This is a genomic window from Hyunsoonleella sp. 2307UL5-6 (assembly GCF_047345485.1).
Classification (GTDB): Bacteria; Bacteroidota; Bacteroidia; order Flavobacteriales; family Flavobacteriaceae; genus Jejuia.
In genome coordinates, this window is sequence record NZ_JBLFEN010000005.1 from 251,719 (window position 1) to 273,514 (window position 21,796).

Sequence of the window (21,796 nt, forward strand, 5' to 3'; positions counted from 1 at the left end):
TTAATACCCAACTTTTTCACGAACTCTTTTCAAAACCCCATCAGCAACAACTTTAGCTTTTTCAGCACCAATGGCTAAAGCATTATCAATCTCTTCAAGGTTATTCATGTAGTGGTTGTAACGTTCACGAGGTATAGCAAATTTATCTATAATCAATTCGTACAACGCTTGTTTAGCATGTCCGTAGCCATAACCGCCTTTTTCATAATTAGCTTTCATTTCAGCAATTTGTGTAGCATCAGCAAGTAGACTATAAATAGCGAAGCAATTACAAGTACTCCAATCTTTTGGATCTTCTAAAGGCGTACTATCTGTTTTAATAGACATAATTTGTTTGCGCAGTTTTTTGTCTGCTAGAAAAATATTTATAGTATTATTTCTACTCTTGCTCATTTTTTCACCATCAGTACCAGGAATAAGTTTGGTGTTTTCTTGTATTTTGCCTTCTGGCAATACAAAGGTATCACCCATTTGCGCATGAAAACGAGAGGCTACATCGCGTGTCATTTCTATATGTTGCAATTGGTCTTTCCCCACAGGAATACTATTGGCATCATACAGCAAAATATCTGCAGCCATAAGCATTGGGTAAGTAAACAACCCAGAGTTTACATCCTCTAACCTATCAGCTTTATCTTTAAAGCTATGGGCTAAGGTTAACCGTTGGTATGGAAAAAAGCAACTTAAATACCAAGACAGTTCTGTTACTTGCGGGATATCACTTTGTCTGTAAAACACAGTTTTATCAATATCTAAACCAAACGCTAACCAAGTTGCGGCTGTAGAGTAGGTGTTTTCTCTAAGTGTTGCCGCATCCTTAATTTGTGTTAAGGTGTGCAGATTTGCAATAAATAAATAGGAATCATTGTTTGGGTCTTCAGCCATTTTTATGGCCGGCATTATAGCGCCTAAAATATTTCCTAAATGTGGTGTTCCTGTACTTTGTATGCCTGTTAGTATTCTTGCCATTATTTCATTCCTTTAAAAGCGGGAATCTCGTTTAAGTGAAACTCAATTTTTAATTAAAAGCAAAGGTAAACGATTTCATAAAAACCTCAATACAATTGCTTATTTTTGGCGGTAATGAAAGTTTTTAAGTATATATTTTGGGTATTTTACCGTATTTGGTTTTACATACTTGTAACCTTGCCCATTGTAATATTATTTCCCATACTATTAATTTCTATTTTGAAGGAATCTTGGTATCCTTTATTCTTTAAGATAGCACGCCTTTGGGCTAAAATTATTTTAATAGGCATGGGCTTTCGCTATACAATTGAACGTGAGCAAATACCCGAACACAATAAAAGCTACATGTTTATTGCAAACCACACCTCTATGACAGATATTATGTTGATGCTGGTAGCGGTTAAAAATCCGTTTGTGTTTGTGGGTAAAGCAGAATTATCTAAAATTCCACTATTTGGTTTTTTTTATAAGCGCACGTGTATTTTGGTAGATAGAAGTTCTCCAGAGAGCAGGCGTGCTGTGTTTTTAAGAGCTCAGAATCGTTTAAAACAAGGTTTAAGTATTTGTATTTTTCCCGAAGGTGGTGTGCCAGATGAAACTATTTTATTAGACCAATTTAAAGATGGTGCGTTTCGGTTAGCCATAAACCATCAAATACCTATTGTACCATTAACTTTTGCTGATAATAAAAAACGATTTTCTTATACGTTTTTTAGTGGAAGCCCTGGAAGGATGCGCGCTAAAATACATAGGTTTATTCCAACTGCGGGACTAACTATTGACGAAACTAGAGCTTTAAATGAAAGCTCAAGAAAGATAGTATTACATCAATTAAAAATATATAATACATAAAAAAACTGCTCGAGGGGACGAGCAGTTTCTTTTTAGATATAAATTTCCGAGCTTAAAGGGAAACCTATATCAATCTAACCAAAAACCTAAAATTTAATTCCGAATCCAGTTAGTTCACTAATGTATTACACGCATTAACTTAACTTGTTTAATAATTGTTTGTAAAGCTAAATTGCATAATTTTATTCTATCTGCGAGGTTAACTGCTGAGAATACTAAAGCTTTGAATGAAAAATCTAAAGTTGTTATTTTACAGCAATTAAAAATTTTTAACAATTAACAACAGATCATGTTTTATGAATTTTATCTGTAGTAAAAGCCTAAAAGATTACAAATTTTAAAAAAAGTAAGAAAAAATCTTTTATATTGTTTTTTTTTAGTTTTGTAATGTTAACATGAATTTTGGGTTATTTGAGAAGTCTCCCAAAATAAGTGTGAAACAATAATGTTGCAACAATACTAGCGCTAGTTTTTATTACCTAAAAACTAATAGTAAAAACGACTTCTTGAAGTGAAAGACTTCTTAAAAAAGAATTTTAAATTATTACAAAAACAAATCAAAATGAAAATCGTAAAAATAAACTTATTTCTTTCAATATTATTTTTAGCCATTTTCTCATGTTCAGATAATGATGCCTCAGACAGTATTCCAGAAGAATTTAAACTAGGTAATCTTGAGTTAGATTTATCTCTTAAGAGTTTTCCGGAATATCAAGATGTATATTTTAGTACTTCTAAGTTGGATGCATTTACTGAAAAATATGGAAATGATCTTTACAAAGGGGCATTTTATTTTTCAAGTAATAAAGATTTTACAGTTGTTAGAATATCTAGTGATAGTTATGAAGATAAACTGCTGAAAAATAATAAAGAAATAGAGGGTAAAGATACCAAAACCTGTAAAACTTGTCGTTCACCAAAGTGCGGTGAAGAAGTAATAAAGAAAGCTGTAGGTGATGGTAGTAAAACCGTTTATATTAGTATTAAACCAATTAAAACACTTGGTATACATACTGGTACAGAGATTTGTTATTCATCAAGTCCTATAGCCTCTCTATTCGTTCCTTTACCTACCATAACTCCAGGAGAAAGAATAGAATTAGGTGAAAACCCTGCCACTAATATAGACGCCCTATTATAATAAATTTTGTTTATAGAATGAAAAAAAACTGCTCGAGGGGACGAGCAGTTTCTTTTTAGATATAAATTTCCGAGCTTAAAGGGAAACCTATATCAATCTAACCAAAAACCTAAAATTTAATGCCGAATCCGGTATACACACCAATAAAGAAGGGTTGAAAATCGCCAGACGTATTTCTAAATGTGTTAATTTGATATTTAAACATAGGTTCTAAATTCAAATTAATCTTTTTTGATACTTTATAATTTAAGCCCAAACCAAAATTGGCACTATAGCTTGTATTGTTTATGTTAGTATCGGCTTCTTGTAATCTGGTACGTTGCCCTTCTATTACAGAAAACGAATCGTAATTATTTAAAAACAACGAACTAAAACCACCAATAACATGTACGCCAAAACGTTTTGTAGATATGGCATATTGTAATTCTAAAGGCACCTCAATAAACCCAAAAGATTGATTAATACTAGTGTTATTAGCATCAAAAGCATCAATATTATTTGATTTAAATGTAGAAGCACTCATTATAGATATATTATCACCCGCACTTACAGATGAAATTGTACCTGTATTACTAGGAACATTACCGCTTAGTGTACTAATAGTTTTAGCATTAGCACTAGCATCTACCGAGGTAAACACCAAAACATCGTTTGTGTTATACCCCATATTAACGCGATTTATACCAGAACGTACAGTAAGCCTTTTGTTTATAGCGTAACTGGCGTTAAGACCATAACTCATATTTACTTCTCCACGTTTAGAGTTTTCGTTAAACTGTGCGTCTATAGATGAGCCTTTACCTAAACTACTAAAGTAAACAGGCGCAGCATTGGGTGAAACACTCCATTTGTTTAAAGCTACACCTTCTGTATTTTCGTCTTCTGTAAGTAATGTATTTTCTTTAATAGCATCTTCTATAGATTGTTCTTTTTTTGTAGTAATTTCTGCTACTTTGGTAGTTTCAGCAGTACTAGAATTTATAGTAGTGTTTGTTTTTAAGTTTGAATTGTTTAGAGCTATTTTAGTTGCGATTTCTTTTGTATTACGAGCTGTATTGCTATTATTTTTAATAGATTTTACTTCATAATTATCCTTAGCTTTATGTGTATCGGTAGTATTCTCAACAACTAATTTAGAAGCCTTATTTTGAAATAGCGCTTTAGAGGTATTTATGCCATTAGAAGATATTGATGTTTTTTTAATGTTCTCATTATGTTCTTTTGAATTAGCAATAGCTTTTTGCTTTACATTCAATTTATCTTCTGTAATTTGATTATGTTTTTGCTTACCAGAAGAAGTTACTGGTGTAGTATTAAACTCTTCAGAATTAGAACTTATAGAAGAATTATCAGTATTGGTAATACCATTATTTATGTCCTTGATATTTTCATCAGCTGTATTTTTTATATCTGTTTGTTTTGTATCTACAACTTGCGGATTAGTATTTTTAGAAGCGTTACCATTAAAGATATATGAGCCAATGGTGAATGTTAGTAATAAAAGTGCAGCAACACCAGCATAACGCCACCAAATAGGTATCACACGTCGCTTTTTCTTTTTAGCATTAAGTTTAGCTTCTATAGTATTCCAAACAGCATCATCAGGTTGTACTTCAAAATCTTTAAAGTTTTCCTGGAATATTCTATCAATATGTTTTTTATCTCCCATTATAAGGATCGTAAATTTTGCTTTTCATTATGTTTCTCTATAGTTAGTTTCAAAATTTGTCTAGCTCTAGCTAGATTAGATTTTGAAGTGCCTACAGAAATTTTAAGCATTTCTGCTATATCTTTATGCGAATACCCATCAAGTACATAAAGGTTAAATACCAATCTATATCTATCTGGTAATTCTTGTATGATGTGTAAAAGAAAATCGATGGAAATTTGTGCTTCATCAACCTCAATATCTACATCTTCGGTTATATTTTCATTTATAATATCAAAAACTTTTTCGTTTCGGTAACGCTGTAATACGGTATTAACTGTAATACGTTTTAACCAACCCTCAAAAGAGCCTTTGTGTTTATATTGTTCTATTTTATTAAATATCGTTAAAAACGAATCCTGTAAATTATCTTGTGCTTCTGCATAGTTGCGCGAATACTTTAAACACGTAGAAAATAATTTGCCCGAAAAGAGCTTATATAGTTCCCCTTGTGCTTTGGTATCATTGGCTTTACAATTTTCTATGAGTTGGTTTAAACTCAAATGACACAAAGATTTAGTTTAGTTTGTACTTCGTTTTTTAATTGGTTACTGGCACTTCTATTTCTAAAAATAGATCTTCGTCATTATCATCTTTACCTTGCCAAAATTTAAATATATACGAGCCATTGCTCGTTACTTGAAAATTAAATGTGGCTGTAAGCATTTCATCAGGTAAATCTTCGCAATCATTCTGCTCAACTACAGTGTTAATTACTGCAACTGTTCTTTCGTTATTGTGTTTGGCATAATAAAACTCTCTAAATGCATGGCATGTAGATGGTTTTTGGTAAGTTACCGTAATTGGGAAAACTTCTCCTAAAGTAAATTCTTCAGGGATATCAACACTTTCTATAGGTAACAATTCTAAATTAAAATTTACAGAATCATCATCTACGCTACACGAAAAAAGTAGAGCTACTAGAAAGCTTAAAACAAAAAACTTTTTCATAACAATTAAATTTGGGTTTACTTATTACGTTATAAAGATGCAAAATACATCAAAAGGTTGCGTTGTATACAGTACAAATTATAAAATAACACCTAAACCTACTTGTATAAAACTAAAAAATCCCGCATTAACGGGATTTTTTAGTTTTTTTACGTTAGAACTTAATCACCCTTAATGGCAACTTTTATTTTTTCTTCTAGTTCTTCAAAAAGTTCAGGATTATCCTTAATAATAGCCTTTACAGCATCTCTACCTTGGCCTAATTTAGTGTCGCTGTAGCTAAACCATGAGCCGCTTTTTTTAACAATATCTTGTTCTACGGCAACATCTAGTATTTCTCCAACTTTTGATACGCCTTCGCCATACATAATATCAAATTCACACATTCTAAATGGTGGTGCTACTTTATTTTTTACAACCTTAACTCTCGTTTTATTTCCTAAAACCTCACCGTTACTGTTTTTAATTTGTGTAGACCTACGAATATCTATTCTAACAGAAGCGTAGAATTTTAATGCATTACCACCCGTTGTCGTTTCGGGGTTACCAAACATAACGCCAATTTTTTCACGTAACTGGTTAATAAAAATCACGGTACAATTGGTTTTACTTATAGAGGCTGTTAACTTTCTTAATGCTTGAGACATTAAACGTGCATGTAAGCCCATTTTAGAATCTCCCATTTCGCCTTCAATCTCACTTTTAGGTGTTAATGCAGCAACAGAATCTATTACAACAATATCTATAGCACCAGAGCGAATTAGGTTATCGGCAATTTCTAGAGCTTGTTCTCCATTATCTGGTTGAGATATAATGAGGTTATCAATATCTACACCTAATTTTTCGGCATAAAACCTATCAAAAGCATGTTCTGCATCAATAAATGCTGCAATACCTCCTGCCTTTTGTGCTTCGGCTATAGCATGCAGTGTTAGGGTAGTTTTACCAGAAGATTCTGGGCCGTAAATTTCTACCACACGCCCACGAGGATAACCACCAACGCCTAATGCAATATCTAGTCCTAGCGATCCTGATGGGATAGCATCTACATCTACCACCGCAGCATCACTCATTTTCATTACAGTACCTTTGCCGTAGGCTTTATCTAGTTTATCTAATGTAAGTTTTAGTGCTTTTAGCTTTGCGTCTTTTTCGTTGCTCATTGTCTTTCTTGTAAAATATTCATGCTAAAATACTACATCTTTATAGATGTTACAATAATAGTTTTCAACAGGAATAAAAGTGTTTTTAATGGTTTTTTTTAATATGAAAAAATATTTTTTTGATAAAGCACGCAACCTTTTTCTTTTTTATGCATCTAAATATTAAAATGGGTTAAATTTTGCCGTGAAAAAGAAAAATTAATTCCAAATCCCATGTTGTTTATAAAAGCACTAGGCGTTTCAATAGTTTTATATTTATTTTTAAAATATTGTGAAGCCCATTGCAGTTAACTCTTCTTAAATTTAATGTGAAAGAGAAATTTTTTAATGATGAGTTACTCAAAAAAAGCACTTCGCTACTAATAGAAGTGCTTTTTTTTTTGAATTGAATTTCCAAGTATGTAAGCAGTTAATGTTATAAAAATGACTCAATCGAATAGGTGCTCTAGGGATTGAATGCTTCGACCATACTCAGTACTGGCTCCATATTTGAAATTTCCAACGCAGGAGGGATTGAGTAGTGAGATATTTATATTCACGAATACATTAATCTGAAATAAAAATCAACGAGTAAAGCCCGACCTGACCTTAGGCAGGAAGCGCCCCAAATTGTGGTATTAAATTAGCGTAATTGCTAATAAATTGTAATTTTGTGGTTTAAACTTAAAAAATTAGTATAGCATGCAACTGTACAATACCTTAAGCGCAAAAGAAAGAGCTGCGTTAATTGAGGCAGCTGGCAAAGACCGATTAACACTTTCTTTTTACCAATATGCCAACATTGAGAATCCTCAAGAATTAAGAGATCAGCTTTTTATAGCTTGGAATGCTCTTGATGTTTTGGGTAGAATTTATGTGGCTACAGAGGGGATAAACGGACAATTATCACTTCCCGCAGATCGTTTTAAAGAATTTAAAACGCATTTAGATACCATTGCTTTTTTAAAAAATATTAGGTTGAATGTTGCTGTGGAGCAAGACAACATGTCTTTTTTAAAATTAAAAGTAAAAGTGCGCCATAAAATTGTAGCCGATGGTTTAAACGATACTACGTTTGATGTGACCAATAAAGGCATACATGTTGATGCAGATGCTTTTAATACGCTTATTGAAGATGAAAATACAGTTTTGGTGGATATGCGAAACCATTACGAAAGCGAAATTGGGCATTTTAAAAATGCTGTAACACCCGATGTGGATACGTTTAGAGAATCTTTAGATATTATTGAGGATGATTTAAAAGACCATAAAACTGATAAAAACCTTGTAATGTACTGCACTGGTGGTATACGTTGCGAAAAAGCGAGTGCTTATTTTAAACATAAGGGTTTTAAAAATGTGTTTCAGTTAGAAGGTGGGATTATTGAGTATACCCGACAGGTAAATGAAAAAAATCTTGAAAATAAATTTATTGGTAAAAATTTTGTGTTTGATGAGCGTCGTGCCGAAAAAATTAGTGATGATGTAATAGCGCAATGCCACCAATGTGGTTCTCCTTTTGATGTTCATACCAATTGTGCTAATGATGCCTGCCATTTGTTATTTATACAATGTGATGCTTGTAAGGAAGAAATGGATAATTGCTGTTCTACAGCATGTAAAGAGATACACGCATTACCATTTGAAGCACAAAAAGCACTTAGAAAAGGCCAAGGTAATAGCAACGATATATTTAAAAAAGGGCGTGCAGATCATTTACCCTACAAAAAGGATTTAAGAAATATTTTTGAAACGCTAAAGACAGATAAACCAAATTCTTAAGTAGTTAAAAATAAGAATATACTCACTTTGGTTGAGCCCTTATGGATAAGATTTTATCAAAAGAAGGCGCTATAGTGTTAATCCTCTTTTATAACTACTGAGATAATCATATATTTACAACTTAAAGCATTTTTGGCTTTATTTTAGAATTTGATATAAATCTTCATTCGTAATAACTTAATTATTAGCGAATTCAATATATAACATATGGCATGCGCAAGTTGCTCAACTAAAGACGGCTCTCCTAAGGGTTGTAAAAATAATGGTACTTGTGGAACAGACAGTTGTAATAAACTAACCGTTTTTGATTGGTTAGCAAACATGTCTCTTCCAAACGGAGAAACCCCTTTTAATTGGGTTGAGGTACGTTATAAAAATGGTAGAAAACACTACTACAAAAACACAGAAAATTTAACATTAAGTATTGGAGATATTGTGGCTACACAAGCTCAGGCGGGTCATGATATTGGTATGGTTACGCTTACTGGAGAATTGGTGCGTGTACAAATGAAACGTAAAAATACTGCGCCAGAAGGTGAAGATATTTTAAAAATATACCGCAAGGCATCACAAAAAGATATTGATATCTGGCATAAAGCCAGAGATAGAGAAGAAGCCATGAAGGTTAAAGCACGCCAATTTGCAATAGACTTAAAGTTGCAAATGAAAATCTCTGATATTGAGTTTCAAGGCGATGCTAGTAAGGCTACATTTTATTACACTGCTGAAGAGCGTGTAGATTTTAGAGAACTAATTAAATTATTTGCCAGAGAGTTTAGAACGCGTATAGAAATGCGTCAAGTAGGTTTTCGTCAAGAAGCGGCAAGATTAGGTGGTATTGGTAGTTGTGGTCGCGAATTGTGTTGTTCTACATGGTTAACAGATTTTAGGTCCGTAAGTACTTCTGCGGCGCGTTATCAGCAATTGTCTTTAAATCCTCAAAAATTAGCAGGACAATGCGGTAAGCTAAAATGCTGTTTAAATTATGAATTAGACACCTATTTGGATGCACTTAAAGCATTCCCAAAAACTGATATAAAACTTAAAACGGATAAAGGTATCGCAGTTTGCCAAAAAACGGATATTTTTAAAGGCCATATGTGGTATGCTTATGAAGGCGAGTGGATGAACTGGCATAAAATAACCACAGAGCAAGCTAATGAAATCATAGTATTAAACAAACAAAATAAAACAGTTACTAGCCTTGAAGAATACGCCTTAGACCTTGTAGAAGATACTAAAGCAGTTTTTGAAAACGTTGTAGGGCAAGATAGTTTAACACGTTTTGATAGTCCAAAACGTAATAAAAAACGTAGAAATAATAGACGCAAGGGTAACCAAGCAAATAATAAGGGTAACCAAAGGAATAATAACAAGAGCCAAAATAGTACAAAAGGGAATACAAACAATCAAGGCGATAGAAAACAAACAGCTAATACCAAAAATTCTGGTCAGAATAAAAGAAGGCGCAACACCAAAAGGAAACCACAAAATGCTAAGAATAATCAAAAATAGTGCTTTAATAGTAGCATTGGTTTTTTGTGTTTTGTCCTGTGATGAGCAGCATATGTTTGATAAATATAAAGCTGTGCCAAATACATGGCATAAAGACTCAATAGTACGTTTTAAAATAAACCCACCAGATACCGTTAACCCTTATAACCTATTTGTAAACCTAAGAAATACCAACGCTTATAAATACAACAATTTATTTTTAATTATAGAGATGAATTTTCCTAATGGGAAAATTATCAAAGACACGTTAGAATATCGTATGGCAGAAGCCTCGGGGAAACTTTTAGGTACTGGTATTACTGATATTAAAGAAAATAAATTGTGGTATAAAGACCGTGTAGTATTTAATGAATATGGTGAGTACCAAGTTAGTATTCAGCACGCTATGCGCGAAAGCGGAAAAGTAAATGGCGTTGAAAATTTAGAGGGTATTACAGATGTAGGTTTTAGAATAGAAAAACCAAATAACAATTAAATAGTTACATCGAGTGATTTCGCTTAAACGAAATAGTATTTAGATGATTAAAATAGAATAGTACATGGCAAAAGCAAAAAAAACTCCAGCTCCAGTTACAAGCTTTTCAAAATACATCAGATGGTTTTGGATGGTGTTTTTAGGTGGCATTTTAGCAATAGTTTTAGTGTTTTTATTAGCGTCTTGGGGTGCATTAGGCGAAATGCCAGATCACACCCAGTTAGAAAACCCTAAAACAAATTTAGCTACTGAAATTATTTCATCTGATGGAAAAACTATAGGTAAGTTTTACTTTAATGATAATAGAACGCCTGTTGGTTTTGAAGAATTACCAAAAAATTTAGTAGATGCATTAGTCGCTACAGAAGACGCGAGATTTCGAGATCATGCTGGTATTGATGCACGTGGAACGTTAAGAGCACTTTTTTTTCTTGGAGGAAGAGGTGGAGCGAGTACAATTTCTCAACAACTATCAAGACAACTATTTGTTGGAGTAAGGTCTCGAAATAAATTTGAAGCTATAACACAAAAGGTTAAAGAATGGGTTATTGCTACTCGCTTAGAAACGCAATATACTAAAGAAGAAATTATTGCGCAGTATTTTAATATTTATGATTTTGGTAATAATGCCGATGGTATTAGAAGTGCTGCAAGTATTTATTTTGATAAAGAACCTAAAGAGTTAACCTTAAAAGAGTCTGCAATGTTAGTGGGGATGTTTAAAAATTCATCACTTTATAATCCTCGAAGAAACCCTGTTGGCGTTAAAAATAGGCGCGATGTGGTTTTAGCACAAATGCATAAGTATGATTATATAGATGAAGCAGTTAAAGATTCTTTACAAAACACTGAACTTGATTTAAAATATACACCACAATCACATCGTGATGGGATGGCTACTTATTTTAGAGGCTATTTGGCCACTTTTATGAAGGATTGGATAAAGAAAAACCCAAAACCAGATGGTACAAAATGGAGTTTATACAATGATGGGTTAACTATTTACACCACTATAGATTCTCGCATGCAAAAGTATGCCGAAGATGCTGTACAACAGCACATGCCAAGGTTACAAGCTGAGTTTTTTGTACAAAATACGCCAAAGCGAAATCCAACAACACCGTTTTTGGAATTAGATAATGACGAGATAAAAAGCTTGTTGAATCGTTCTATGAAACAATCTGAACGTTGGAGACATATGAAATACGATTTAAAAAAATCGGATAAAGAGATTGTTGCATCATTTTATAAACCAGTTTCAATGTCGGTTTTTGCATGGAAAGAAGGACAACCAAGCGAAATAGATACCATTATGAAACCTGTGGATTCTATGCGTTATTACAAATCTTTTTTAAGAACGGGAATGATGTCTATGGACCCGCGTACAGGCCATGTAAAAGCTTGGGTTGGAGGTATGGATTACAAGCATTTTCAATATGATATGGTGAAGCAAGGGAAGCGACAAATAGGGTCTACATTTAAACCATTTGTGTATACTGCTGCTATAGATCAATTGCATTTTTCGCCATGTGATGAATTTCCAGATACGCCTTTTTGTATAGAAGCGAATAAGTTTGGTAATCCTGAAGAATGGTGTCCCAAAAATTCTAATAACGATTATGGTGGAAACCGAACTTTAAAAAATGCACTTGCAAATTCTGTGAATACCATTACTGCAAGATTAATTGATAAGGTAGGGCCGCAAACAGTTGCAGATTTAGCAGTAAAACTAGGTATAGAATCTGATGTGCCTCCAGTACCTTCAATTGCTTTAGGAACGCCAGATATTAGTGTTTACGAAATGGTTGGCGCTTATTCTACATTTGCCAATAAAGGCGTTTATACAAAACCTGTAATGGTAACAAGTATAGAAGATAAAAATGGTACAATTTTATATCAATTTACACCAGAAACTCGAGATATTTTAAGTGAAGAAACTGCGTATGTAGCTACAAAACTTATGGAAGGCGTTACACAATCTGGTTCTGGTGCTAGCTTACGTCATACTTATAAAAGAAATAGAGCAGAATATAAAGAAGTTGTTACAGGATATCCTTATGAATTAATGAATCCTATAGCTGGAAAAACAGGAACTACTCAAAATCAAAGTGATGGTTGGTTTATGGGCATGGTACCTAATTTAGTTACGGGTGTTTGGGTTGGTGGTGAAGAGCGATCGGTTCATTTTAAAACAATTACTTACGGACAAGGAGCGGTAATGGCACTACCTATCTGGGCTTTATATATGAAGAGTTGTTATGCTGACGAAACTTTAAAAATTTCTAAAGAAGATTTTGAAGCGCCTAAAAACCTTTCAATAACTGTAGACTGTTCCGAAGCTACTGGTAAAACAGTTATTGATGCGGATGACTTAAAAGACGATGAAATTCCAGAAGATTTAGAGTTTTAATCAAATTCGTTTTGCAAACTCAATGAAAAATTGAACGGACTCAGGATTACGCATCGCATCCATATTTATAGAAGTTTCAATAGGCATTTTTAACATTATTTTTTTAATTGGTGCTTCCATTTTTTTACCGCTAATGGTGTATGGAATATCAGCAACTTCTATAATTTCATCAGGGACGTGTCGCGGCGAATAATCCGATTTTAGTTGTTGGTTAATATTTAATTTTAAATCTTCAGTCAGTTTAAAATTAGGTTTAAGCTTTACAAATAAAGGCATATAGTGTTTGCCTTCATCCAATTCTAAATTAATAATTAGGGCATCTTCAATACCTTCAACTTTATGTACTGCGCTGTAAATTTCACTGGTGCCAATTCTAATACCATGCCGATTTAAAGTAGCATCAGAGCGACCATAAATTACTAACCCTTTAGTTTTAGAGTTTATTTTTATAAAATCACCATGACGCCATTTTCCAGGATAATCCTCAAAATAAGATGCTTTGTATTTCGCGTTGTTTTCATCATTCCAAAAGTAAATAGGCATTGAGGGCATGGGTTTATCAATTACCATTTCACCAAGTTCATTTTCTACAGGTAAACCTTTGCTATCTAAAGCAAATAACGAAACACCCAAAGCTCTACATTGAATTTCACCAGAATGTACAGCATGTAAAGGAGAGCCGCCAACAAAAGCAGTACAAACATCCGTACCTCCCGCCATAGAGGCTAACCAAACATTAGTTTTTACAGATTCATATACATAATCAAACGCTTCAGAAGGTAAAGGTGCTCCGGTAGAACTTATAGAACGTATCGATGATAAATCATATTTAGATTTTGGATGGGTTTGTTTTTTCATATTAGCTACTAGATAAGGAGCGCTAGTACCAAAGTGATTTACTTTTAAATCACTCGAATATTTCCAAAGTGTATCAAATTTCGGATATGTTGGCGAGCCGTCATATAATAGTATAGAAGCACCCATAAGGAGCGCAGATTGTAGAAAGTTCCACATCATCCAACCTGTCGTAGTAAACCAAAAGTAACGTTCGCCGTCATGAACATCATTATGAAATGCCATGTATTTATAATGTTCTAATAAAATACCACCATGAGAATGTACAATGGCTTTAGGTAATCCTGTTGTGCCAGAAGAATATAATACCCACATAGGATGATTAAAATCTACAGGTTCAAATTTTAATACAGCAGTATCCTTTTTGAATATTGAATGTATATTGACGTATTCATCTGAAAAATTACTTGAGGCGTCTTTATTAAGATACGGTAAAAGGATGATCTTTTTTAAGGTTGGAAGTTTTGCAACGACTGCTTTAACAACATCAGTTTTATCATAAGGTTTACCATTATAACTGTAACCATCTACAGTAATAAGCACCTTGGGTTTTATTTGTGCAAAACGGTTTACTATACTTTCAGTTCCAAAATCTGGAGAAGTACTAGACCATATAGCACCTAAAGCATTTACAGCAAGAAACCCAACGGTAGCTTCTGGAACATTAGGAAGACATGCAACTACCCTATCTCCTTTTATAACTCCAAGAGATTTTAAATAGGTGGCCATTGCTGCAACTTTATCTTCCAATTCTTGCCATGAGATGTTTTGCTTTAACCCACGCTCATTACTAAAATAAATAGCTGTTTCTTTAGGTTTAGATGCTTTAAAAATATGTTCTGCATAGTTTAAAGTAGCGCCTTCAAACCATCTGCAATTTGGCATATTATGAGACGATACTACTTTAGAGTATGGTGCGTAGGATGTTATTTTAAAATAATGCCAAATACTTTCCCAAAAATCCTCAATATGGTTTGTAGACCATTGCCACAAATCCTCGTAAGTATTAAACTTTAGGTTGTAATGTTTCTCAAGCCAAATAGAATAAGCTTGTAAATTACTTTTTGATTTAAATACATCAGAACCTTCCCAAAGTTTTTTCATAAATTAAATACTTTTATCAAATATAAATATTTAGAAAAGTATAATTAAGTGAACACTAAAATACTTATTAACTTAACAAGATATTCAAAACCGTATTTATATATTTTTAAATTCTAATTCGTAAATAGAATGTATATTCATCTGAAACTCTTAATTATTTTGTTTTGAAAAAAAGGTACAAGCTTTTAATTGCTTTAACTATTATTTTACCTCTTAGTTGTTATCTAGTACCAATTCATGTATTGCCTTATGCTATAATTCAACCACCTAGAATAAATGGTATTAACTACTTAGAAACACAACAATTTGAATATGAAAAGATAGATGTTGTTTCTTTTGACTCTATTATACTCAAAGGCTATTATGTAAAATCTAAATTACCTACAACAAAAGCTTCACTAATTTTGGTTCATGGTATAGGAGGGTGCAAAGAACATTTCTCTAAACTAGCTATAAGTTTATCAAAAGCGGGTTACGATTGTTGGTTATTTGATAACAGAGCACATGGTGAGAGTGAAGGATTATACACAACTTATGGTGCTTTTGAAAGAAGAGACATAAAAGCTATTGTGACTACAATTAAGAAAAACACGCCAGATACTGAAGTAGGAATTTGGGGTAACTCCTTAGGTGCTGCAATAGCGCTTCAAGCTCTTGAATATGATTCTAGGTTAAGTTTTGGAATCATAGAAAGTTCGTTTGCAAATTTAAGACAAATAGTATATGATTATCAACAACGAATTTGCTATGGCGTTTCCTTAAAATTTGCGTGCAATATTTCATTAAAAGAAGCTGGTATTATAGCTAAATTTAATCCAGATAATGTGTCTCCAGTGGAGTCTGCTAGTAATATTAATCAACCTGTAATGATCTGTCATGGCGATGTAGATAAAAATATAAACGTTTCTTATGGTAAAGCTATTTTTGAGAATCTAAAATCAAAAGATAAAGAATTAGTAATTGTAGAGGGTGGTGGGCATTTTGATTTATTCGGATCTGGAGGAAAAAGCTATAAAACAAAACTTTTTAATTTTTTAGAAAGGCAAAGTTTAGAATAAAGTTCAATAATGTTAAAATAAAATGCATTTCATCGATTTTATATGTTTTTAATCGTTTAAATTGAAATAAAAGTAGATATTAGCAGTCCCCAAAGAAACCAAATTAATATAGATTTCCCCAAATCTACCATGAACTTAAAACCTAACAGATATGGCAATAAATCTACCTGAACAACCTACTAAAAGAGATAGTAAATTTAAGGAAACGCTTCATGAACAAATGCGTTTTGTAAAGAGTTTTCTCTATCTTACAAAAAAAATATTTATGTTTTAATCTCTAGAAGATAAGCTAAATGTTTAAAACTTTGCTTTAAGTCTGATAATTCAGATTTTAAGCAAGGTTTTTGTTTTAAATCCCTTTTGGAATTGCATTAATAAGCTTTTTAGTATACGCTTTTTTAGGTGTTGCATAAATAACATCGGCATCACCTAGTTCTTCAATTTTACCCTTATTCATAACCAGCAACTGGTCCGCCATATATTTTACAACAGCCAAATCGTGAGAGATAAAAATATATGTAAATCCAAAATCTTCTTTTAATTCGTTTAGCAGATTAAGCACTTGTGCTTGTACCGAAATATCTAATGCAGAAACAGACTCATCACAAACAATAAGTTTAGGTTGCAACGCTATGGTTCTTGCAATACCAATACGCTGGCGTTGTCCACCAGAGAATTCATGAGGGTATCTATTAAAATAATCTTCAGATAAGCCTACACGTTTTAAAATCTCTAACACTTTAGTTTTACGTGCTTCGTCTGAATTAAAAAGACGATGCACTTTCATGGGTTCTAGTATTGCTTTTCCAACTGGAATTCTAGGATTTAAAGATGCAAAAGGGTCTTGAAAAATTATTTGAATGTCTTTTCTTAGTTTTCTAATTTCCAATTTTGATAACCTTGTAATATCTCTTCCATCATATAAGATAGATCCAGCTGTTGCTTTATCTAATTGCAGAATAGCATTACCTAAAGTAGATTTTCCACAACCAGACTCACCAACTAAACCTAAAGTTTCGCCTTCATACAGTTTAAAACTTACACCGTTAACAGCCTTAAATAGTTGTGGTTTAGAAAACCATCCAGATTTAGAAATATATGTTTTTTCGATATTTATTACCTCTAGTAAAGGTGTTTTGTTATAGAGTAATTTATGAGATTGTTGTCTTTGTTCTGGTGTAATTATTTCAGATTTAGGTGTATTTTCTAAAAAATCTTTAATGGTTGGTAATACTTTTAAACGTTTATCTAGAGAAGGACGAGAATTAATTAATGCTTTTGTATAATTGTTTTTTGGGGTTTTAAAAATGGTTGAAATAGCGCCTTGTTCAACAATTTCACCCTTATACATTACTAAAACTCTATCTGCTATTTCCGAAATAAGTGCCAAATCGTGAGTAATAAAAATGATACTCATTTTAGTGTCTGCTTGAAGCTCTTTTAGCAGGTGTATTATTTCTTTTTGAACAGTAACATCTAAAGCGGTTGTAGGTTCATCTGCAATTAAAATATCAGGTTTACAAGCAATAGCCATAGCTATCATTACGCGTTGTTTTTGCCCTCCAGAAATTTCATGGGGATACGATTTAAAAACACGTTTAATATTAGGAAGTTTTACTTTATCAAATAAAGAAAGTGTTTCTGTTTTTGCATCTGTTTTTGATAAATCGGTGTGTTGTAAAAGTATTTCTTGCACTTGTTTACCACAAGTCATTGATGGATTTAAAGAACTCATAGGTTCTTGAAAAATCATAGCTATTTTTTTACCTCTTATATTTTGAAAAGCTCTACTTGAGGTTTGTGTTAAGTCAATGTCATTATATAATATTGTTCCTGATGTAATTCTAGAAATTCGTTTTGGCAATAGCCCTAGTATTGCTAATGATGATACCGATTTTCCTGAACCAGATTCTCCAACAATACCTAAGATTTCGTTTTCATCTAGATGGTATGAAATGTTGTGTATAACTTCATTCTTGTTAAATGCGATTGATAAATTAGAAATAGATAAAATAGAAGACATTTAGAAAATAAAATAAACTGGTTCTTTCAAATATACTTAAATAGAAACATTAAAATACAATTGTTAACTATAATAAAAATGTAGGCTTTTACTTCAAAAATAATAAGGATAACCCATAAATTTAGTTTTTGACTAAAAAATTAACATTTATAGTCAGTATTTTCTTAAAATTATATATTACTTTAAATGCAATTTAAAAATTAATTAACCAACCAATATGAAAAAGTATACAATAACCTTTGTGCTATTATTAAGTGTTTTATTTGTTTTTTCTCAAGAAAACAATAGTCCAAAACGTATTTCAATTGTAAATCCCTCTCACAATACAATTCACAAAATTCAAAAAGCAGGTATAGATTTATCTTGCGGGCCGCGATTTATTAATAACAACTTAGAATTAGAGTTGAGTTATAATGAAATATTAGTGCTACAAAAAAGCGGTATTAGTTATAATATATTAATTGATGATTTAACTAGCTATTACAGTCAAAGAAATGCTTTTGAATTACCAATAGCTAAGAATAAACTTAGGACTTTAAAAAAGAAACCGAAGCAACAAATAAACAGTTCTTCTACTCAAAAAAGTTTGAGTTTACAAAATATTCTAGTAGGTAATCCTACCCAACATGATGAGTGTGAGGAAATAAATTGGCCAGTACCTACAAATTATCAACTAGGAAGTATGGGCGGTTGTTTAACGGTTAGTGAAACATTAGCGCAGTTAGATTTAATGCGCAGTTTGTACCCAAATCTAATTTCGGTTAAAACAGATGCATCTTCAACAGGGCAAACTACACATGGTAATTCTACAGGCGGCACTACATGGCCAGGACAAACTATTTATTATGTGAGAATATCTGATAATCCAGATATAGATGAAGCTTCTGAGCCAGAAACTCTAATTACAGGAATGACTCACGCTAGAGAGGTAAATAGTTTAATGAATATAATGTACTTTATGTGGTACATGTTAGAAAATTATGATAGCGACCCGTTTGTAAAAAATGTAATAGATAATCAAGAGTTATACTTTATACCAATTATGAATCCAGATGGTTTAAGATGGAATGAGGTAATTGCGCCAAATGGTGGTGGTTTACAGCGTAAAAATTTAAGACCTGGAATTGCCGATAATGGAACGACTAACACTTCAAACAATGTAAGAGGTATAGATTTAAATAGAAATTTTAATTATTACTGGGGTTTTGATAATACTGGATCTTCACCTACTGCTTCGAGTAATGTTTACAGGGGTGCCTCGGCAGGTTCTGAGCCAGAAACACAAATTGTACAAGATTTTGTTTTAAATCATGATGTTAAGGTTGGTGTAAATCACCATTCGGGATTAAACTCTATAGTTACCTCATCATACAATGGTAATTTAAATGCTGCAGATTCTGGAAGAGAAGATGAGTATGCAAAAATATGTCACGATTTAACGCACTACAACCGTTATATTTATGGTTCTGCTCCTAATACCTTAACTTCTGCAAATGGCGATGTAAACGATTGGATGCTTGGAGGAGTATCTGTTACATCTGGCGGACAAACTAGCTCTGGTTCTGGTAAAGATGTTTTGGCTTTTGCTCCAGAAAATGGTGATGATTTTTGGCCTGCCCCATCAGAGATTACACCTATTGCACAAAGGGCAATGCGTATCAATTTTCTTTCAGTATTGTATTCTGGAAAGTTTGCTAAACTACATGATTTGAATACTAGTGATATTAACTCAACCGCTGGCGACTTAACTTTTGGAATAGAATACCTTGGCAAAACATACGATGATATAACGCTAACGGTAACGCCAGTGTCGTCAAACATCACATCTATAACATCACCTTCTGTTCAAACAGGTTGGACTAAGTTAGAACAAAGAAATTTAGTAGTGCCTTATGCACTTGATGCTGGAATTCAACCTAATGACGAAATTGAATTTCAAGTTACACTAAGTAATGATGATTTTGTACTCTATCAAGCCAATTATGTAAAGTATTATCAATCTAACGTGATTTTTCAAGATGATCCAGATGTAACAGGAATAGGTAATTGGACAACCACAGGCGGTAGTTGGGGTACAACTACAGACGCTTATTCTGGATCTGCTGCTATAACAGATTCTCCTTCTGGGTCTTACAGTAATAATACCAATAAGGCCATTACTTTAAATTCTGTAATAGATTTATCAGGAACGTCTCAATCTCTAATTCAATTTTATGCCAAATGGGATTTAGAAAGAAATTACGATTTGGTTCAAATAGAGGCAAGTACCAATGGTGGAAATAGTTGGAATGCACTATGCGGAAACTACAATAAACCTGCAGCAGCTTTTAATACTAATTTTCATTTGAATAAAAATACCAATGCTTTTAGAAACCACCAATCTAACAACGGAGATATAGTTTACGATGGTGATACGATGGATAAGTGGGTTATGGAAGAAATTTATATTAATGCCACCGAAAATAGTTTTTTGCTCGGTGCAAACAATGTCCAGGTTCGTTTTAGGTTAAAAAGTGATAGCGTAAATAGAGAAGACGATTTAACAACAACCTTTGATGGATTTACTTTTGATGATTTTAGGGTAATAAGTATTGAAACACCCTGCGTTTTATCAGTGCCTACAGGTTTAGCAAGTAGCAACATAACCTCTACTGCCGCTACTTTAAGTTGGGATAATATCTCATCTGCATCTTACGATTTAAGATATAGAGAAGTAGGAACTCAAAATTGGATAGATATTAATAATTTAACTACTGCTACCACAACTATAACGGGTTTAACAAATCCTGTTGCTTATGAAGCTCAAGTAAGAGCTAAGTGCGCAACTACTAATTCCAATTATACAGCACTTATTAATTTTTCAACGGTTACTGTAGTAGGTTGTTCTTCAGGAATAACAACATTTCCTTATACCGAAGGATTCGAAGGCTCTATTGGAGCATGGTCTCAAGTATCAGGAGACGATTTAAATTGGTTGGTAGATTCAGGAGGGACACCTTCGAATAATACAGGTCCTTCATCTGCAATACAAGGCTCAAGCTATATTTATGTAGAAGCTTCTGTTAATGGTACTGGTTACCCCAACAAAAGAGCTCTCTTAGTATCGCCTTGTTTTGATTTGTCAAATGCGTCTCAGGCAAGTTTTAGTTTTCAATACCACATGTTTGGAGCATCTGATGTGGGTACAATTGATGTGGAGATTAGCAACGATGATGGTGCTACTTGGACGAGTTTATGGAGCCAGTCAGGAAATCAAGGAAATACATGGTTGCCAGTTAATCTGGATTTAACCTCTTACGCAGGTAACAGTGTTCAATTGAGGCTTAACAGATTTGTAGGTAGTACATGGCAAGCTGATATTGCAATAGATGATATTAATTTGTCTACAATTGAAACAGACACCACAGCACCAGTCATCACATTAAACGGTGCAGCAACTATTGATTTAAGTCTCGGTGATGTTTACACAGAAGCAGGCGCAACAGCTACAGACGATTTAGATGGCGATATAACCGCAGCAATTGTAATTGGTGGCGATGTAGTAGATACTAACACAGCAGGTACTTATTTAGTAACTTATGATGTAACTGATGCCGCAGGAAACCCTGCAACGCAAGAAGTAAGAACAATAAATATAATACCAGACACCACAGCACCAGTCATCACAATAAACGGTGCAGTAATCATAGATTTAAGTCTCGGTGATGTTTACACAGAAGCAGGCGCAACAGCTACAGACGATTTAGATGGCGATATAACCGCAGCAATTGTAATTGGTGGCGATGTAGTAGATACTAACACAGCAGGTACT

15 protein-coding genes are annotated in these 21,796 nt (G+C 33.1%); 8 read left to right on the forward strand and 7 right to left on the reverse strand.

Annotated elements, in window-relative coordinates; genetic code table 11:
- The gene (gene trpS, locus ACKGJY_RS11180; RefSeq protein ID WP_413973973.1) at positions 1-969 is read right to left on the reverse strand and encodes a tryptophan--tRNA ligase; all 969 of its coding nucleotides are present in this window, start codon (positions 967-969) and stop codon (positions 1-3) included.
- A gap of 114 nt (positions 970-1,083) precedes the next feature.
- Between trpS and ACKGJY_RS11185 the strand changes: the two genes are divergently transcribed.
- Entirely contained in the window at positions 1,084-1,821 is a 738-nt protein-coding gene (locus tag ACKGJY_RS11185; protein ID WP_413973974.1) for a lysophospholipid acyltransferase family protein, read from the forward strand.
- Positions 1,822-2,383: 562 nt separating this feature from the next.
- Positions 2,384-2,962 carry a hypothetical protein gene (locus tag ACKGJY_RS11190; protein WP_413973975.1) on the forward strand — a complete coding sequence of 193 codons (579 nt, stop codon included), beginning with the start codon at positions 2,384-2,386 and terminating at the stop codon, positions 2,960-2,962.
- Positions 2,963-3,071: 109 nt separating this feature from the next.
- On the opposite strand, the gene ACKGJY_RS11195 is transcribed toward ACKGJY_RS11190, so the two are convergent.
- The 4 genes from ACKGJY_RS11195 to recA all read right to left on the reverse strand — a co-directional run bounded on the left by ACKGJY_RS11195 (position 3,072) and on the right by recA (position 6,784).
- Positions 3,072-4,631 carry a hypothetical protein gene (locus tag ACKGJY_RS11195; RefSeq protein WP_413973976.1) on the reverse strand — a complete coding sequence of 520 codons (1,560 nt, stop codon included), beginning with the start codon at positions 4,629-4,631 and terminating at the stop codon, positions 3,072-3,074.
- Positions 4,631-5,173: an RNA polymerase sigma factor gene (locus tag ACKGJY_RS11200; protein WP_413973977.1), complete on the reverse strand. Its 543-nt coding sequence runs from the start codon at positions 5,171-5,173 to the stop codon at positions 4,631-4,633. Before ACKGJY_RS11200 ends, ACKGJY_RS11195 begins: the two co-directional genes overlap by 1 nt.
- 37 nt (positions 5,174-5,210) lie before the next feature.
- Entirely contained in the window at positions 5,211-5,621 is a 411-nt protein-coding gene (locus ACKGJY_RS11205; RefSeq protein ID WP_413973978.1) for a hypothetical protein, read from the reverse strand.
- Between the two features lie 161 nt (positions 5,622-5,782).
- On the reverse strand, positions 5,783-6,784 hold the full coding sequence (gene recA, locus ACKGJY_RS11210) for a recombinase RecA (RefSeq protein WP_413973979.1): 1,002 nt from the start codon (positions 6,782-6,784) through the stop codon (positions 5,783-5,785).
- A gap of 681 nt (positions 6,785-7,465) precedes the next feature.
- On the opposite strand from recA, the gene ACKGJY_RS11215 reads away from it, so the two are divergent.
- The 4 genes from ACKGJY_RS11215 (at position 7,466) to ACKGJY_RS11230 (ending at position 12,945) form a co-directional block, all read left to right on the forward strand.
- Positions 7,466-8,545 carry a rhodanese-related sulfurtransferase gene (locus ACKGJY_RS11215; protein ID WP_413973980.1) on the forward strand — a complete coding sequence of 360 codons (1,080 nt, stop codon included), beginning with the start codon at positions 7,466-7,468 and terminating at the stop codon, positions 8,543-8,545.
- Between the two features lie 207 nt (positions 8,546-8,752).
- Entirely contained in the window at positions 8,753-10,060 is a 1,308-nt protein-coding gene (locus ACKGJY_RS11220; protein ID WP_413973981.1) for a stage 0 sporulation family protein, read from the forward strand.
- On the forward strand, positions 10,038-10,535 hold the full coding sequence (locus ACKGJY_RS11225) for a gliding motility lipoprotein GldH (RefSeq protein WP_413973982.1): 498 nt from the start codon (positions 10,038-10,040) through the stop codon (positions 10,533-10,535). The genes ACKGJY_RS11220 and ACKGJY_RS11225 overlap by 23 nt, the downstream gene beginning before the upstream one ends.
- 64 nt (positions 10,536-10,599) lie before the next feature.
- Positions 10,600-12,945, forward strand: a complete 2,346-nt coding sequence (locus tag ACKGJY_RS11230) for a penicillin-binding protein 1A (protein WP_413973983.1) — start codon at positions 10,600-10,602, stop codon at positions 12,943-12,945.
- Here the strand turns inward: ACKGJY_RS11230 and ACKGJY_RS11235 are convergent, their stop codons facing one another.
- A complete protein-coding gene (locus ACKGJY_RS11235) occupies positions 12,946-14,904 on the reverse strand; it encodes an acetoacetate--CoA ligase (protein ID WP_413973984.1) in 1,959 nt (652 codons plus the stop codon).
- A gap of 164 nt (positions 14,905-15,068) precedes the next feature.
- On the opposite strand from ACKGJY_RS11235, the gene ACKGJY_RS11240 reads away from it, so the two are divergent.
- Complete coding sequence (locus ACKGJY_RS11240) at positions 15,069-15,962, forward strand: alpha/beta hydrolase (protein ID WP_413973985.1); 894 nt, start codon at positions 15,069-15,071, stop codon at positions 15,960-15,962.
- 349 nt (positions 15,963-16,311) lie between these two features.
- On the opposite strand, the gene ACKGJY_RS11245 is transcribed toward ACKGJY_RS11240, so the two are convergent.
- Positions 16,312-17,985 carry an ABC transporter ATP-binding protein gene (locus ACKGJY_RS11245; RefSeq protein ID WP_413973986.1) on the reverse strand — a complete coding sequence of 558 codons (1,674 nt, stop codon included), beginning with the start codon at positions 17,983-17,985 and terminating at the stop codon, positions 16,312-16,314.
- A gap of 217 nt (positions 17,986-18,202) precedes the next feature.
- Between ACKGJY_RS11245 and ACKGJY_RS11250 the strand changes: the two genes are divergently transcribed.
- Positions 18,203-21,796: M14 family zinc carboxypeptidase (locus ACKGJY_RS11250; protein ID WP_413973987.1), on the forward strand; the 3,594-nt coding region annotated here is incomplete at its 3' end.